The sequence below is a fragment of the Vibrio sp. N418 genome, assembly GCF_000222565.1.
Classification (GTDB): Bacteria; Pseudomonadota; Gammaproteobacteria; order Enterobacterales; family Vibrionaceae; genus Vibrio; species Vibrio scophthalmi.
Window position 1 is genome coordinate 206,797 of the sequence record NZ_AFWD01000069.1, and the last position, 16,640, is coordinate 223,436.

Genomic DNA, 16,640 nt, shown 5'->3' on the forward strand with positions numbered 1-16,640 from the left:
CTTTTTAACCGCTAGATAGCGCTTCACTACTGATATTTTTCCATAAAATAGATCACGTTATTCGAGCCAGCCGATACCCCAAATGTTGCGAGAGCCTCAGGGGCTTGCCAGTAATCCACTTGACGACGGCACTCGCTTGACGCAGATGTCGATGCATCATCAATTAACCAACAATAACCGAGCCATTTTTCAGCGCCGCCACTAAAAGTTAATGGCACGCGAGCGTAGCCCGGCGCATTGCCACCGATATGCGTGGTCACTTGACCATTGCTGATACTATTCGTCTCCATTGATCCCGCCATGATGACTGGGGCCGCTTGTCCATCTTTGGCTGGAGAGGTTTTTATGTGCTCCATCGTCGGTAAGTTGGCAATACCGCTTTGGCCAACCTGAGACCATTGATCCCACTCATTATTGATAAATCGGCTACCTTGCCAATATTCTGCACGTATCGCCATCGGTAATAACTGATCAATAGGGCCTGACGCGTTATTAACCACTAGGCGACCAAATCGAACATCGACAGATTCACCAAGCGGAATAGGTTCACCACTGAGATCGGTGTCCATATCGCTATTTTGATAAATGGGAATCGTACGTCCCGCCACATTGCTAGACACTGACGCCTGCAATGCCACATCACTCAACGGCTGCTTACATCCCACATCTCGATAAAACATCGCGGTGTGATCTTTTAGCTGCCACTGGCCCTTACTCCATGACTGAGCGAAATCAAGAGGCTGATTGTCCTCATCAACCAACAGTTGTTGATTGCAGCTTGGCATTGCTAAGTTACCGTAATCAAATATCATACTCGCAAGCAGTGGCTTCTCAGCAGCACTTAGTACACTCGCATCATAAAAACTCAAATCACGATGATTGGCACTTTTTGCACTAAGCGAAAATGCGAGTGCCACATCCGGCTTACCAAAATATGTCCACGGTTCACCATTGTGCGTCATGGGCACTGAAAATTGACTCGATAGCAACATATAGTCAGGATAAAAATATCCAACTTGGTCGTAATTCTCCAACGCGTCACTGGTTTGCTGCGTATCGAGGAAACTGGCTAATCCTGTTTGCCCTGCATAGCGGTCTACCGCCCAATGAGTACTTATCGCCCCAACGTTGTCATATTCAAAACGGTTGGTTAATAGCCCGTTGGTAAAAACGCGATTCAATCCATTCGGTGCACTTAATCGTGGTGCGTTGCTCGTTTGGCTAACGGGTACCACAACACCGCTATCAAACCCTGTTTTACCGCTGGCTAGCGAAGCATTGAAATTACGGGTAATAGTGCCATCTTTTGCTACCGCCGCAACCTCAACCATAAAAGGAGTACCAGCCGAGACAAAAGGCTGCTGAATACCCCGGTTTTCCAGCTTGCTATCATTAGCACTGTAATTACGTTTTACCACCAGCGCATAGGGATTAACGGTCAAACTCATATCCGCCGATTTTGGCAACCCTTCTGCTAACTGGTAATCCGCTTCAATATTCAAGCTACCTGATTCTGTGTAGCTTGCTGGCAACACTTCACTCACGCCATTGGAGAACGAAACCGTGCGCTTTTCACCTTTAGCATTGAGCGTTTTACCTTGCAGAGACATGTCACCCAGAACAGGCTCAAGGCCTTGGTTATAGCGCCATGTAAATGTTTTATCCCCTTGGTAGTCGGTATCAATCGCACAACTTGTTTGATCTTCTAGAGCGACTTTACGAGCCAGTTGCAGAGAAAATTCTTGTCCGGCTTTATAATATTGAGGCGCTTGATATGGCACGATCTTAAAGCCCGTTTTACTAAATTGCGCCGAATCTTTATCAAAGCCAACATCTTTGGCGCTGGCTTTTAATGTGACCGGACCTAATTCAGAATCGGTCGCGACCCAAATTGAACGATTCAAACTGCCATTCTTATTGAACAATATTGTTTTGCTGTTACCTGAACATCGAGGATGCGAAGCAGCATCTTCACGGCCAAATGGCGATGCGTCGAACCAGCAGCCACTCGGTGGATTTTCAAAGCTAACATCAACATTGAGATCTTGTGATAACACGCCGCCTTCCACGTCGAGAAGAATACGATATTCCGCCACTTCACAGGTCAGTGGTGAGCCGGGCGCGGTCACCTTGATACCTTTAATTGGGTTACCAATCGCAAAACTGATGTCTTCAACTTCCCCCGAAGGCGCTTCCCCATAAGGGCTGGTGACAGCACGATCGGCGTAGCGAACGCGTAAATAACCTCGAGCTCCCGCATTAAGGGGCACATCGATACCCTTATTCAGATTGACGCTGTGCCATTGGGTATCATTACCCCAGTTAACCCATGCCGTCGCTTGTCCGCCACCACGCTTATCAAGCGAAATCGCATAACTTCGCAGTGGCAGCAGTGCTCCGTTCGGCAAACTTATTTCGCTGCCGCTGGTTTTGTCACGAATGATCACACCATCATCGGAAAAATCGGAATCAGCATAGCCATCATGACCCGGGCCTATATCTGCCGACCAGTGATGACCCAACTTAAGTAATTCACTAGAACCTAAGTGGCGCGCAGGGTTACCGCCTTCGAGTACTTCAGGTACATCACCATAATCGGCATGAATCGCACAACCACCCGCATCGTTACTGGTCGTCGACTCTTCAACACCTTGTAGCTCAAAACGAATTTCTTGTTTAGCAATATCAATCGAATACAGTGCCGTCGTTGGCGTCTTTAGCTCTGCTGAATCGAGTCGGCCATTTTGGTTAAGATCATGCAAACCGCCATTCGTCATCGCAAAGACAATGCCGCCTTTGTTGATACCCACACCACCAGAAGCTAACTTGCCACTACGATCTTTTATTGGCCATTGCGGATTGTTTACCGACAAACTGGAATTGAGCACTAACTTCAACGGCAAGCGAGAATAGCTGCCCGCTTTTTCACGCGCAGAGATATCGACAATAGCGATTCGATACAGTGACTTGAGGTCCCCCGATAACCCATACACGTAGCGGCTGTCGCCGAACTGCGGATTAAACGCAAAATCGGCGCTCCACGGCGTACCTTCTCCTTGTGGAATATCAAGTTGAATGGTATCAAACACGCCTGTCTTCAAATCGATACGAACTAAGCTACGCCATACTCCGCGGCCAATCACTAAGTAGCGCCCATCCAGACTGACATCACCGGAATTGGCACGTGATAGTTTTTTCGAGCCATTGTCAGCACTCTTTTGCGTATTAAAGATTTCATCAGCACGGAATGTATAGCGATGCCCCTCTTTATCAAGGATAGTCACACCATCATGTGCCGCACGCAGCGGTACCAAATGATGAAACTCAGCAGCCGGATTGCGACTTTGGTCTGCAACAAATAAGTGCACTTCACAGCTAGATCGACTGCCAGATGTGCAACCATAACGGCGATCAGAGCCCACCCCGTAGGTTAAACCATCAATGGGATTTTGCCCCACCACCTTAATTTCATCAGTCGCAAGTGCGGGGTTAATGCTTTCAATCGCTAATTGCCCACCATTAGCGACCCATTTTGCGTATTGATAACGGCCGCTGCCTTGTGGGTCTTTGACCTGAATAAATCCATCGCAGCGACCCGGTTGTGGCAAGAGATCATCATTTGTGAAATAGACCAGATGATCTTCTACCTCACCATTTTGACGGCGAGAAGAGGAATCTTGTGACAACACTAAGCGCAAGAATGAAGAGTCTTGCGTGGTCCATTTATTTGGGTTGATACCGTTCCAAGTCAAAGTCACGTTTTGCGCGCCATGTTTTGATTGGATCGTATGCGGCGCGGCGCGCTCTTTGTCTTCCATCACCCCATCGCGATTGAAATCAATCCATGCATCAAGTTTGGCGGCTTTCCCAGTGCTGTTGACCACTTTCAAGTCTGCTATTTCTACCTGATGTTGCTTTTTAAGTATTACAGGACTAGCAAAGGTACGTTCATCGTTAAAGCCCGTTTGATCATCGCCACTAGCAGACTCAGAGATCTGAGCCGCTAATTCGGTATCAGGCGCTTCTTCACCGATATAAAGGTTAGGCACGACTTCATAACGAGTTTGATTTAATTGACCATAACGACTGGGTAAATCACCATAGTCATAGCCAATTTCACAACCAAATTTAGCGTTATCTAAGATATTCCCCGACGATGCCACCGTAGGATAATTAGATCGAAACGCAATACGTGTAACGTACTGACCAGCAGGTACTGTATAGACACCGGTATATTTAACCCAACGATCTTGGCCATCAATCACGCGGTCTTCAACCAACTGGCTATTTGGGCTACCAAACAACAGCGAAATCTGGTCATTTTTGCCATCGTTAGGCACTGTGCGGTTAGAGTAATCAAATGACCAACGAATTTTATCACCCGGTTTCGTCACAATATCTTGGTACATCATGGTTGGGTTATAAACGTTCATTTCCGCCACATTAAGACTGCCATCAGACGATGGTTGCTTCACATAATAGTCATAACGGTTAAACTCAATATTGCTCCGGCGCGGTTCGACTGGAAAATAGTCTTGTGGATTGAGTGTCGGATCAAGTTGCTCAATCGACCAACCGGCAACTGAACTTTCTGGCGTATCCCAGCCATTATGTTCTTTCTCAATGAAGAAGTGTTCAAATGAGCCGTTTTGCAGCCCGGCTTCACAGCCTGCAACTTCGAGTGAAGGCGCTGCAATCCAAACACGGTAATCTTCTACCTCACCATCAAGCGCGACACCCGTTGGTTGTGTAACATCGTTTTGATCGGTCGAGTAACGAATACGCAGCCAACTCTCACCATGCACATCGTAAGGCGAAAGATAAAGCCCACTAATCACGTTTTCACCGGCGTTAACTGGATAACGGTCAAGTAGCATTTCTGATACTGGACGAGTATTGCGCTCAAATCCCTGCCAACTGCCATCTTGGTTTTTATCTAACCACACCGAGATATAACCAGCCTTCGATGCATTAACGGAAATTTGGTTGTCGACACGTTGCTCACGTCCATCACGATCCAGATAGCCCGTCATCAGAACCGGCATCGCTGCGTTGCTTAATTCGCTGTTATTTGGATTGATTTTTACGCCATCATCTTCTTGATCTGCACTCGCATAACGTGACGGTTGGCCCTCTTTCTCTTCATCCACATGAAACGCGCACTCACTAGCCCCAACGGGTAACAAACACGTATTGGCTTTCACGCGATGTCTGGCGCCATTATCGGCTTTAAGTACTGGAAAACGAGCCTTACCCCAACCGGTATGCAAATCTTGGTTCGGCGCATCACCGTAATCATAACTACCATCGTCTTCACTGGTGATCACTTGACCCATTTCAGAGGTATTACCGCACTTATCAATCGCGATTGAGGTAATTGGATCACCGGCGGAAAAGCGAGAGTTATCGAGATTACAACTTGCAATTTCACCGCGCGCATTCAAGCGACAATTACCGAGAAAAGCGGTTCCTTCAATCGTTGAATTACTGGCTTGACCGCTCGCTTTGTAGAGTTCGACGGTCACATCCGTGATATCTTGGTTTTTACAACTTAGATAATGCTCACCGATGTTACTTAAAGAAACTCGTCCTGTAACGATACCGGATTCCGATACATTGTCTAAAATAGGATAGTCAATACCTTCATTACTGATATCGCCCCCCCAAGAATAGTGACCATCATTTTCCGAGTGTTGGCCAATACCCTCATTAAGGCGTAGATCGATCGCTAAACCTCGAGTATTCGAAAATGTATTTTGGCTAATACGGTTACTATGACCGTAATACACACGCACACCCGAGACTAACCAACTAGCTGGTGCCGGAGCGGGGTGATTTTTTCCGGTATCAAAGAATGCATTACCAATCACTTGGTTGTTATCAGATGCGTACAGGTATACCGCGGCGGCTTGATCTTCATGCAGCTCGGCATTCACTGTGTCATTAAATATATTGCGTGAAATGATGTTCTCATCACTGCGTACCAACTTAACACCGGAATCGCGGGTATGATTGAAGCTGTTATCGGTAACTTCAACCTCTTCACTATGATCAAGATAAACCGCATCATCAAAATAATTCCAGTTCATTCCTGCAATCAGAAGATCTTCACTGTTGGTGATTTTTATCCCGTAATCACCTTGCTGAGGTTTGTTTCGACGGTTATTGAGTGTAAGTGCTCGCCCACTTCCTAAACGAACACGAGCATCAACATAAGTGTCTTCGGTATCGTAAATTTCCAGTGGTGATTGCAGAACGATGTCAGCCAGTTGACGAGTAAAAATCGCATTGTCGACCCCACTTGGGTGCCACTCTTGACGCAGATTTTCTTTCTCTAAGCGGGTAGGATGACGCCCTGTGGTTAAGTAACGCGTATTGAGCAAAAACTGACGCAATGAGCCTACACCGGAGTCGTTATTATTGTTCACCACACTATAGCTAAAACCGATGTTGGCATCGTAAACACTACCACCATTAACGACCACTGTTCGCTGATAGTGATCGCTTACATATGGCCATACCTGAACAGGTAGACACTCATTACAGTCGCCACGCTCAGAATAAATTTGCCCATCTTTATCCGAGCCCATCGGGCGAACATTCGGCAACGTTAAAATGTACGTTCCATTGGGAATCCGATTAAACCAAAATTGGCCACGCCCATCAGTACGAGCATAGTAAGCACGATTGGAATTGTAATAATTGGCCAACTTAACATCGATCGATATTCTATCCATCGCGACCATACCATTAGCACCAGGATAGAAATCTCGCGATTGCCCACCAAAATCATAATGTTCGAAAATGAAGCCAGAGACTGAATAGCCATGGTATCGGTTGGCACTCCCCTGATTGTGACCATTGTGTGCCAATGAATACGTGGAGAAAAACAGCGTCAACATCAATAAAAATAGCTTTTTACTCACGGTCTAACCTCTACTTCAAACTTACGGCTCACTCGATACGCCTGCTCAGAACATATGGCAGTAGACGTGACTATCGTCGCCTCACCATTAGGGGTACAACTCGCCTCAAAACGGCAACTTGGAAATGCTTCTATCTGGTATGACGGCAAACATGATGCTTTTTTCGTTCCCGCTACGGGGGTAATTTCATACACCAACCTTTCTACCAATGAGCGAGCGCCCCAGTAAGCACGGGTACTAAGCACTTCATAAGTGTTGGCTTGGTTAGATTGTTTGGTTAACTGGAACAACTGCGCGGCAAAGAAGGTGGCGATCACTATCACAAACAAAATCACCAAAAGCGCACTGCCTTGCTGTCGTTTATTGACCATTGAGGATTTGTGCATTTTGCATAAACTCCACTGTTTCTGTGCCTTGATTAACCTTCAACGAAAACTTCATACTCGCGGTGCTCGAATAGGTCCCATTAAAGCCGAGAGAAAAAACAGGTTGGCTCCCACTCAACTGCTTGGCAAAGGGCGTCCACTCTTCTGTGTTGAACACACCTTGTCCTGCCTCTTTCAAGGGATAGTTGGGGTAATAACGCATTTGCTGCGCTGTTGCGCACATTTGTCGTGCAAAGGGCTGATAGACAAATAGTCGATTTGAAGGGGTTAACGGCCTTCTCAACATACTTTCATCAACGGTTAAAGACTGATTCCCTACCGACTTTAGAGTGTAAATTTGGTTATCTACGTTCGCTCCAAGATATAGCTCTTGTGATTTTCTCGGATAAATACTGACTAAACAGGGCAGCTTAGCGTCAATAAAACACTGTGCGAGCAACGACGCTCGAATAGGATGAGTGAGAGGAATGACCGTTTCACTGTGCTGAACACTAAGATCTAACTGGTCAGGCAAAAACTCACCCACATAAAGCATGGGGATATATTCAATGCACTCACCTTCACCGAGAATTCTTGGACTCATTGGCACCGAATTGGGCAATTCACGACCAAAACGGGCAAGAAGAAAACGCGCCTCTTCTAATGCTGATAAGCGGTATTTTGAGTCCATATACAAGGTGGAGCTAATGACGCCATAATTGATCAGTCCAATACTAATGATGCCAATAATGACCATGCTCACCACCATCTCAATCAGCGTAAAGCCAAAGCTCGGGCGTGTTTTTTTCGTCGTTAACATCGGGGCAATCGTCTGTGTTAGCATTAATAATTGCTCCGAAACGCATTAAACGTCAGCGCTTGTCCATCTTGACCACGTTGAATCGTCAAAATGACTATTTTGGTCGGAGTAGGAGCACTTCCAAGCGGTAGAGCTTGAAATTGGTCATTAGCATAACGAACCGCTATTGTGACCAAAAAGCCTTGATACGCACCATCAATGTTTAACCCAAACTCGCTAATGGGCATGGCGACACCATGGGTATCGTAATCATCAAAATCATCACGAAGGTTATTCAAGTCATTGCTGTCTATTCCTACTTCACTTGAGCAGGCAAGAGAATCACTACCACATCGCTCAATATGCTGAATATTGACCTCATCAAATTCACGCGAATACATCTCTTGTAGCAGCCAGGTAGCAAGTTGTGATGCTCGTTGTTGAGTTAAAGCATCGGCACTCTGCACCGCCGCAGGGGCCAGCAACGAGGAAAAGGCAATCATCAAAAATCCTGCCAGGCAAATCGCGATGACATTCTCAATTAGGCTAAATCCGTGCTGATGGGAATGGTGATGACGCTTTAGTGAGCAAAGGGGGTTATGAGCAACCATCAACGTATCCTTCTCGGTAGACGATGATTTGCTTGCTGGCTTCTCGCGGTGATGAAAGCTCTATTAACGCTTGGTTGTTGCTGCTATGAGCGGCACTAACAAAACGGCCCATGGTATCAAACGAGAATTGTTGTGGTGAAAAATGAACCCCACGCTGAAGATCTTTCTCACTGATCGCAACCAATCGACTGCAAAATGAACCACTACAATTTGGACTATCGTTGAGATCAAGGCTCGCATTATGCCAAGTCAATTCTGTTGGTGTGACGATGATTTGATAAGCAGAGCTACTAGCAACATCATTCATCGCTTGGGTTTGCACGCGGCGCACCGCCGACTTCGCCACATGGCAATAGCTTGGTAAGGTAAAACCCGAGATAGACGGAAACCTCGTGTAGGCCACGGCTCCTAGAATTGAGAGGATAATAATTGTCACCACCAGCTCAACAAGAGTAAAGCCAGTGTAATTTCGAGATTTAAGCAGCATAAGCAATAAAAAAGTCAGCAAACTATTTAATTTTTATCACTTTATTCTAACGCTATTTATGTTTTGTTACACAAGTAATTTGGACGCAAATCACACTTTGTTGCGTATATTGCGTCATTTAAATGAAAACTTAGATTTATCGATGATTATCTCGCCAATTACACCCTATTGATTCACATAACAACGCAAATCAAAACACACACTTGCATGCGACATTTTTGCATAACTAGTCATCATAAAATGGCCTGACCGAACAAAAAACATGCAATTCTTCATCTTAAATAAAGGCAGGTAATCAAATTGTTTATTAAATTTTTATTTAAGTAGTTAGCACGATCGAGTGTTTGAAATCATGGCTGTAGCTCAGAAGCTAAGTACAAAAGAGGCCGCGATGTGCGACCCTGGTGGGGATTGAATCATTGAAAAGAATCTAACGTGTACTCGTAATCCTTGATGCGTTTTTGATAACGAACCGTGTGAGTTTTTAGGTATTGTTGGACTCTAACATCGACTTGTTTAATCTGCTCTGAGGTAAGAGGTAAAGTAGCTTCATCATAAATTGACTGAGCTGCCTTATATCCACTTTGCTTGCCTTCATTGCCCATAGAATCTAGATAAATTTTGCTGTAATACGCAGCTAACTCATATTCTTTGGCGTCAACATAACTACCCGAAATCCCCAAAATTGACAATGCATCTCCAGCTTCAACTAGCTCATCGATGATTGATTGATAGCCTTTAATATTACCGCGCTTTTTAAGGCGATCTGCATAATCGAGCATACCTAGCCAATAACCTGAATCAGCAGCGGCTTTGAAAAAACGTTCCGTTTCTTTTTCTCGCTTACCGGGAATAAGAAACCAGTAGTCTCCCATTTCATAACGTCTGGCAAGCTCATGCTGTGAAAATGGGTCTCCCGCTTCTGCGGCTTTTTTTAACCAATAATCACTATTATCACTATTATCGATGCTGGCATACAACAATCTCATGGCAAAACTATTACCTTGTTCAGCAAGGTTATTTATTATCCGAGTGCTCTTTGTCTTCCATACACCACTTTCAGAACTCAATGAACGCCTTCCACCCGACCGAAGCATGCCATAAATACTGCCCATTTCAGCTGCGATAACGTTATATTCCGTTTCTCTTTCAGTCTGGATAAATAAATTGGCATAAAATGTATCGGCATACATCAATGCTGCTGCTGGGTAACCTTGATCAGCAGCATACTTTAAGAGTGGTCTCGCTTGCGTATATTTGTTTTGTTGATAGAACAATGTTCCTTGCTGGTAAGCTTGCTTGGGTGTGAGCTCTTCGATTGGCTGGTTGGCATGAAGTAACGATGAAAAACCAACCACAAAAGCGACTAAGATAAATCTATAATATTTTAACCATTTCATTAGTACGCTCCCCATGCTTTCATTTGGCTTCGCTTGTGATCCGCTACTTTCATATTAAGTTCATCCTCTCGTGCACAAACATCTGCATACAATGGAAAAGAGATCGAATCTAGATGTTGTCGAGTATGCATTAAGGCGCTTCGCCTATCATGAGAAAGTGCAATATCCGTTGTTGCTAATTCAGCTTCTCGTTCTAAAAATCGTTCGATTCTTTCCTTTGTCACTTTAAATTCCAGTAACCGCTCTTCTTTATATTCTGAGGTTTCATCGGGCTCTGTGCGCGCAAATGCCTCTTCAACCAAACGATGAATGATGGTCTTTGCAGGATCTGTCGCTAACCAGCGTAATATATTCGCTAGCACTATTTGCTGCATTGCAAGTACGCTTTGACTGTTATATTTAACCTTTACGCCTTCATCTGATTGAATTTTCGTTTCCTCTGCATCTCTCAACAACGTGCCAATCAATGGTCCCAATGCTTCTGGGTGCATTAATCGAATCCAATCTCTCAAGAAAGTTTCATCGCCTTGATAGAGTGTGTAAGCAACAATGCCTGCGCGGTCACTATCAAACACACTCAAAATGTTATCTAACGTATCTTTGCCTTTGGCTAAAAATAGCCCGATCTGCAACTGGCTATACAACATTGAACGACTGAGCATACTCATGGTATTAAAGGTTTCGCTGTCAGCAATTTCAATACGTTTATAATTGCATTGCCTTAATAACCTTTGAAACTGCCAAACCCACGCACTGAGGCCATCTGGGTTGATAGCACCTTCGACGATAAATTTTGCCCCGACATTCTCTACTTGCATACCAATGAGTATTTTTTTATCGGCTAATCGAAAATAAAACGGCCATTTTATCTCTTTGGACACTTCTGCTTTCGCGGCCATTTTCGCTAACGTCATCGGCTGCGATTGATCATCGATAAGATAATCAGGAATCGCGTGCTTCCCTTGAGGTAAATGCCAGTCGATGTAGCAGGCCAACTCAACACCCAATTGAGCTTCCGCTTTCAGTTCAACGAGCTCTGTTGTGAGTACTTCGCTACCTAGATGCTTTTTCTGTTGATAAACGTGACTAAACTCCAAACCATTCGAGCCATATTTAACGCCCGCTCCTAAAGCCAAGTTCGCACCCGCAAAACCATACGCTTTAATAGAAATCCGGTTTTGTAATGCACCAAAACAAAAGATTGTTGTTTTTTGTTCGCCGTTGTCCATGTAGTCAACATCAAGTTCACGGTTTGGCTTAACATCAGCGGCTGAAGGGTAGTAGAGATATTTTTGGCCGCTCATAGCTTGCACTAGGTTTATTTCTCCGCGCGCAAGTACCACTTCACCTTTCACTTCCATTTTTTTTTCTATAGCACTCTCACTCTCGCTTGAAAAAAGATCACTCTTTACTTCAAGCTTAGTGTTTATCTCAGCGCCAGCATTCACATCTAAGGTCACAAAACGGAAAAACTGCCCCTGAAGTGAGCCATCAAATGGGTCGATCCTTTTTCTCAGCTCATCAGAGTAAAGCACTTGTTCTAATGTGGCCTGCCACTCTTTCGCCTGACCGTAGTCTTCACCTAAAGCTTCAATCTGAATATTATTCTTAGTGAGCGAGTGTTTAAATTCATCATAAAGAAACAGACCACGCTCATCAAACCAGCCCTTCTCTATTGGAAGGCGGTCGACATACTGCCTCATGGCCGTATAAAAAGCGGTATCATTTTTAAGCGTTGCTGACCAATCCGGTTTTGCTGTCGTTCCATCCACTTCAGGCTGTGCCAAATAGGCCAAACTGAAGTAACGTAATTGTTCGAACTGTCCCTCTCTACTTTTTGGGTTAGGCGTCCCTCGTAAATATTCACGTAGCGGAAATTGATCGGTAAACACTCTATCTGAGGGCTTGGTTTTATAATCCGACGGGTTCCAAAGCAAAAAACAAGGGTTGCCCATCTTCGCTATCGCTATTTGAGCTTGTTGATGCAATTGCTTCGCTTTACTTCTTAAACTCTTAAGCACCTCATACTCTTCACGCAAAATGTCTTTTGGCGGGATAGCGTAATGATTGGTTGAACTGTCTAACGCTTTCAGCCTATTTTGGAGTGATTGTTCAAAGTTATCCGCGTCAATCATGTAGCGATGGTACTCAGCCAGCAAGCTATGGCCATCGTCACCGGATATATTCGCCAAAGCGAATTCTGGCGTCGCAATACCGGCCAAGGCTAAATGTTCTATTGCGTCGGTTAACTTTTCTAACATCGGTGATTTTTTTGCTAACGATAATTCACTTCTACTCAGTGCCAATTCCGCCGCTTTATGTACATCATAGCCTTTAGGAAGGCTTTCAATAAAAGCTTTGGTCTGAATGATGCGTTGTTCTAGATTATTAATTTGCTCTTGCGGTGTATTTTCTCTCTCTTCAGCAAAGACATGTCGCGCCTGTTTATATTGTGCGATGAATTGTTTGATTTTGGTTTCTTTCGGCGAATAAAGAGTCTCTTTGTCCCACACATAACCTTGCTCTTTTGCGGCTTTTCGGCCTTTTTTTTGATAATGTTCCATCTGCTCTGTGTGATAAATGTATAAATCTTGCCATCCTTGTCCTGTAGCAAATTGACCTTGTGACTCGTGATACTTCGCGGCGTTTTTAGGTGCCTCGGCTAGCCACTGCTTTTTTTCTAAATAATCAGCCTTATCTTGATCGGATAAAAAACTGCTTGGATCAGTGCTTAGTAATCCATCTATCACGCCTGCTTGCGCCAATGCGGACATAACATTATCTTTGCCTCTGTCCTTTATCACGCTTTGCAGTTTTTTTTCTGCATCATCAAGAAAATCACAAGCGTCTTCAGTCAATAAATAGAAATAATCGCCATCCATCAAATAGGCGATATCTTTATATTTTTTCGGTTGTTTTTCAGGTTTACATACAGAAATCGGTAAAGCGGGGTTTAGCGGGAAAGGACCACTTCTCGGGGCAACGTCAATACTAGGTAATTCTATTTTAGAGTTAGACATGAGTAATCTCCGCAGATTGACTAACAAGCGCCTGTGCGCTCTGCCACTTTTCATTATTTGAAATTGGATTGTTTAATAGCGAAAGCCATGATGGTTCAGTCATGATTGACGTATTTAGTGCAAGCCACTCTACCCACTGCATCATTTTCTTCGCAGAGAGAGTCTCTTGAGTCGTCAGTTTTGCTAATGATTGCGCCGCCAGTTTTACCTCAACCAACGTTAAGTTTTGCCATGCTTTGGTTTTTGCCAACAAATAGGCAAGATGTTCGGTGATCACTGCTTGAGAATCTTCTGGTGCAATCCGAAGAGTTGATGGTTTGATACACTCTGTTTTGTCAAACTCAAGCCATTGTTCACCTTTGTAACAGGGCAACCAAACCTGACTGCAACCTCTCCAGCAATGGGAAAGTTCTGGGCTATTCAATATTGCATGTGCCATTGCTGGTGCAAAAAAGCGCATAAATACCTTTCCCTCAGAATCATGCTCAGCGAGTAGCATTTCACCTAACGTTTGGTTGAGTTGATCTATATCGTCATTACTTGCAACAACACAACCAGACAAGCACTTAAAAACATCATCAATAAGCGCGCGACTTTGCTCCGTCAATTTAACGAGCTTAGGGCTGTGGGGAATTAACTCTTGATAAGGCGTACCTCGAAAAAGAGGACGAAACTCCATCCCATCGATGAGCTTAAAAAGAGCCAGTGAGTCTTGGTATTGATTCGGGTCAACGATGGCAAACAAAGACGCGCCTTGTTCAATTCGGGTTAATAGGTCTGTCGTTGTCATCATTTGCAACGGCACTCTTCACCCAAGGTGCACGAACCATCACTTTGTTGTCCACAGATGGGTAGCATATAAACGCCAGCTTGCGCCGCTTTCAAAATTGCCGCACCAAATTCTGGGGTAACCGATAATGGCGGAGCCAATGGTGCTACCCCCAGCGGCAGCGCTGCCACTTGCCCTGCATAGCCACTACCGCTACTTGCGCTGCCGCCTGAATTTAGATTGATTGCTGCGCCAACAATGTGCACGCCCGCGGGGTCGATTTTGACAAAGCTGCCGCCCGCTTTGACGGTGATCTCGCTGCCCGCTTCTATGACGACTTTTTCCCCGGCTTTGACGTGAACTTCACTACCGACATCATTGACCCATAACTTACCGGTTTTAATGTGCATGGAGCCATCAACAATCAGCGTCTGATCTTTGCTGATCTTGCTGCGGCTTTCTCCTGCTACTGTTAGGTGATGATTGTGTTTTATTTCGCTAAAACGGTCATTATCAATGGTGAGGTGCTTATCATGTTTGATGTGGGTGGTACTGTCGTTAAGTACATCCGCTTCAAAATCTTTTTGCGCATGCAGGTAGATTTTTTCTGCATCCGATTGATCTTCAAAACTGAGTTCATTAAAGCCTTCACCTTGGTGGGTTTCGCTGCGTAGCACCGTTTTGGTTTTGTGATCGGGTAACGTATAGGGGGAAACGTTGGTGGCATGATAAGTTCGACCAGTCACAATCGGCTGATCTGGGTCGCCATTGAGAAACTCAACAATCACTTCATGGCCAATACGCGGTATTGCCATCATGCCATATTGCGAGCCAGCCCAACCTTGTGAAACTCGTACCCAACAAGAACTATGTTCATTACCGTTGGAATACCTATCCCATGGGAAATGCAGTTTTACGCGGCCATGCTCATCACAGTAAATTTCTTCGCCTTCTGGCCCCACCACCAGCGCAATCATCGGCCCATCGACTTGTGGTTTGGGTTGAGGGACGGCGCGCCATACTTGTGTGGCAGGGATCAGTTTGAAGTTATTGGTATAGGTTGTTGCTCCGCTGCCCGCCTCTTCTTCGAGTGCTTGTGGTTGTTCGCCTTTATGCGTAACAGAAACCACCAGCCACTCACGGTTAAACTCTGGATTTAAGTGATCTTGTAAGGTAAAGCGATAACCCGCGCGCAATAACGGCTGATTACTTCGTCCATTGGCGGTGTACGCTTCTCTTCTCAAGTAATCCAATCGAATCTGGTTAAACGCCTTACCACTTTCATCCTGTTTATAACGCCCTGGATAATCAAAGTGCTCGTAGTCATCACGCTGATAATCCAGCTCGCTTGCTTGGGCATGCTGGGCAAAACGGTAGGTTGGTTTTTTAAAGCTACGATCATGCAGCGTCACTTGCGCCACTTCTGCTTGCGTTTGGCTTTGTAGAGCATGGATATACGGCGTGTCAGCAACCCCACCAGCCTGCGCATTATAGGTAATGGGCATCTCCAAACTCGGCAACAACTCGGTTGCATCACTAAAAATTACCGAGTGTTTCCCATCAACATGTTCAAAGTTGTATACCAGCCCCTCTTCAGCCGCTAGGCGCTGAATAAACGCTAAATCAGTTTCTCGATATTGAATGCAGAACTCTCGCGGCAAACACTCTCTCGTTAAGGCAAAGGCGTAATCTTGAATACCCATCTCTTGCAATAACACCGAGATGATTTCAGGTACGGTTTGCAACTGGAAAATACGGCTGTTTTGCCTTAAAGATAAACGCTCTAGCGCGGGGACTATCGTAAGAGAATAGAAAGTATGATGATGACCAATATCCCCTTGAGAAAAGCTGCGCACAATACCATGCACCCGCTGCACACATTGGGCATTGCGATACATTGTTAACTCGACGGGTTGATCGACGATGTCATCCGGCGTTAAGTCTAAACGGCGACTGGCAAGCTCAACTTGGTAACGAAAGCCATAACAAGACTGATTGGCAAACTCACCCTCAGAGAGGGTCTCATGCCCTTCAAATTGACGAACAACTAAAGTGTCATCTTCCAAGCCATTAATTTTAATGGTGAATGCTAATGTGGCCATCACTATTCCTTATGATCTAAACAGCAAAATCTCCCAAGAAAAGTGAATCTTAAGAGGTAACGGCCACTTCGATATTTAGACATTCGGTACAAAAACCACCGATTTAGAAATAACGTCATGCTATTGATTAGCGATTGGGTTAAGTGACACTCCGTTTGATG

General features: G+C 44.9%; 9 protein-coding genes. All 9 read right to left on the reverse strand.

The window, feature by feature from the left end; translation table 11 throughout:
• Positions 1-26: 26 nt before the first annotated feature.
• Positions 27-6,926 (reverse strand): DUF6701 domain-containing protein, encoded by a 6,900-nt coding sequence (locus RH86_RS15550; RefSeq protein ID WP_009387040.1) that lies wholly within the window; start codon positions 6,924-6,926, stop codon positions 27-29.
• On the reverse strand, positions 6,923-7,312 hold the full coding sequence (locus tag RH86_RS15555) for a hypothetical protein (protein ID WP_005594679.1): 390 nt from the start codon (positions 7,310-7,312) through the stop codon (positions 6,923-6,925). The genes RH86_RS15550 and RH86_RS15555 overlap by 4 nt, the downstream gene beginning before the upstream one ends.
• Positions 7,287-8,135, reverse strand: coding sequence for a prepilin-type N-terminal cleavage/methylation domain-containing protein (locus tag RH86_RS15560; protein WP_009387041.1), 849 nt, complete (start codon positions 8,133-8,135; stop codon positions 7,287-7,289). The genes RH86_RS15555 and RH86_RS15560 overlap by 26 nt, the downstream gene beginning before the upstream one ends.
• On the reverse strand, positions 8,135-8,701 hold the full coding sequence (locus RH86_RS15565; RefSeq protein ID WP_009387042.1) for a pili assembly chaperone: 567 nt from the start codon (positions 8,699-8,701) through the stop codon (positions 8,135-8,137). The genes RH86_RS15560 and RH86_RS15565 overlap by 1 nt, the downstream gene beginning before the upstream one ends.
• On the reverse strand, positions 8,688-9,188 hold the full coding sequence (locus tag RH86_RS15570; protein WP_223296354.1) for a Tfp pilus assembly protein FimT/FimU: 501 nt from the start codon (positions 9,186-9,188) through the stop codon (positions 8,688-8,690). The genes RH86_RS15565 and RH86_RS15570 overlap by 14 nt, the downstream gene beginning before the upstream one ends.
• 416 nt (positions 9,189-9,604) lie before the next feature.
• On the reverse strand, positions 9,605-10,588 hold the full coding sequence (locus RH86_RS15575) for a hypothetical protein (RefSeq protein ID WP_009387044.1): 984 nt from the start codon (positions 10,586-10,588) through the stop codon (positions 9,605-9,607).
• Positions 10,588-13,608 (reverse strand): hypothetical protein, encoded by a 3,021-nt coding sequence (locus tag RH86_RS15580; protein WP_009387046.1) that lies wholly within the window; start codon positions 13,606-13,608, stop codon positions 10,588-10,590. The genes RH86_RS15575 and RH86_RS15580 overlap by 1 nt, the downstream gene beginning before the upstream one ends.
• Positions 13,601-14,401 (reverse strand): DUF4123 domain-containing protein, encoded by an 801-nt coding sequence (locus RH86_RS15585; protein WP_009387047.1) that lies wholly within the window; start codon positions 14,399-14,401, stop codon positions 13,601-13,603. Before RH86_RS15585 ends, RH86_RS15580 begins: the two co-directional genes overlap by 8 nt.
• On the reverse strand, positions 14,398-16,479 hold the full coding sequence (locus RH86_RS15590) for a type VI secretion system tip protein VgrG (protein WP_009387048.1): 2,082 nt from the start codon (positions 16,477-16,479) through the stop codon (positions 14,398-14,400). Before RH86_RS15590 ends, RH86_RS15585 begins: the two co-directional genes overlap by 4 nt.
• Between the last annotated feature and the right edge of the window lie 161 nt (positions 16,480-16,640).

Bases quoted from the DNA above. Each gene is read 5' to 3' on its own strand.
- RH86_RS15555 (WP_005594679.1), bottom strand. From the start codon at position 7,312: ATGCACAAATCCTCAATGGTCAATAAACGACAGCAAGGCAGTGCGCTT.
- RH86_RS15560 (WP_009387041.1), bottom strand. From the start codon at position 8,135: ATGCTAACACAGACGATTGCCCCGATGTTAACGACGAAAAAAACACGC.
- RH86_RS15565 (WP_009387042.1), bottom strand. From the start codon at position 8,701: ATGGTTGCTCATAACCCCCTTTGCTCACTAAAGCGTCATCACCATTCC.
- RH86_RS15570 (WP_223296354.1), bottom strand. From the start codon at position 9,188: ATGCTGCTTAAATCTCGAAATTACACTGGCTTTACTCTTGTTGAGCTG.
- RH86_RS15575 (WP_009387044.1), bottom strand. From the start codon at position 10,588: ATGAAATGGTTAAAATATTATAGATTTATCTTAGTCGCTTTTGTGGTT.
- RH86_RS15580 (WP_009387046.1), bottom strand. From the start codon at position 13,608: ATGTCTAACTCTAAAATAGAATTACCTAGTATTGACGTTGCCCCGAGA.
- RH86_RS15585 (WP_009387047.1), bottom strand. From the start codon at position 14,401: ATGATGACAACGACAGACCTATTAACCCGAATTGAACAAGGCGCGTCT.
- RH86_RS15590 (WP_009387048.1), bottom strand. From the start codon at position 16,479: ATGGCCACATTAGCATTCACCATTAAAATTAATGGCTTGGAAGATGAC.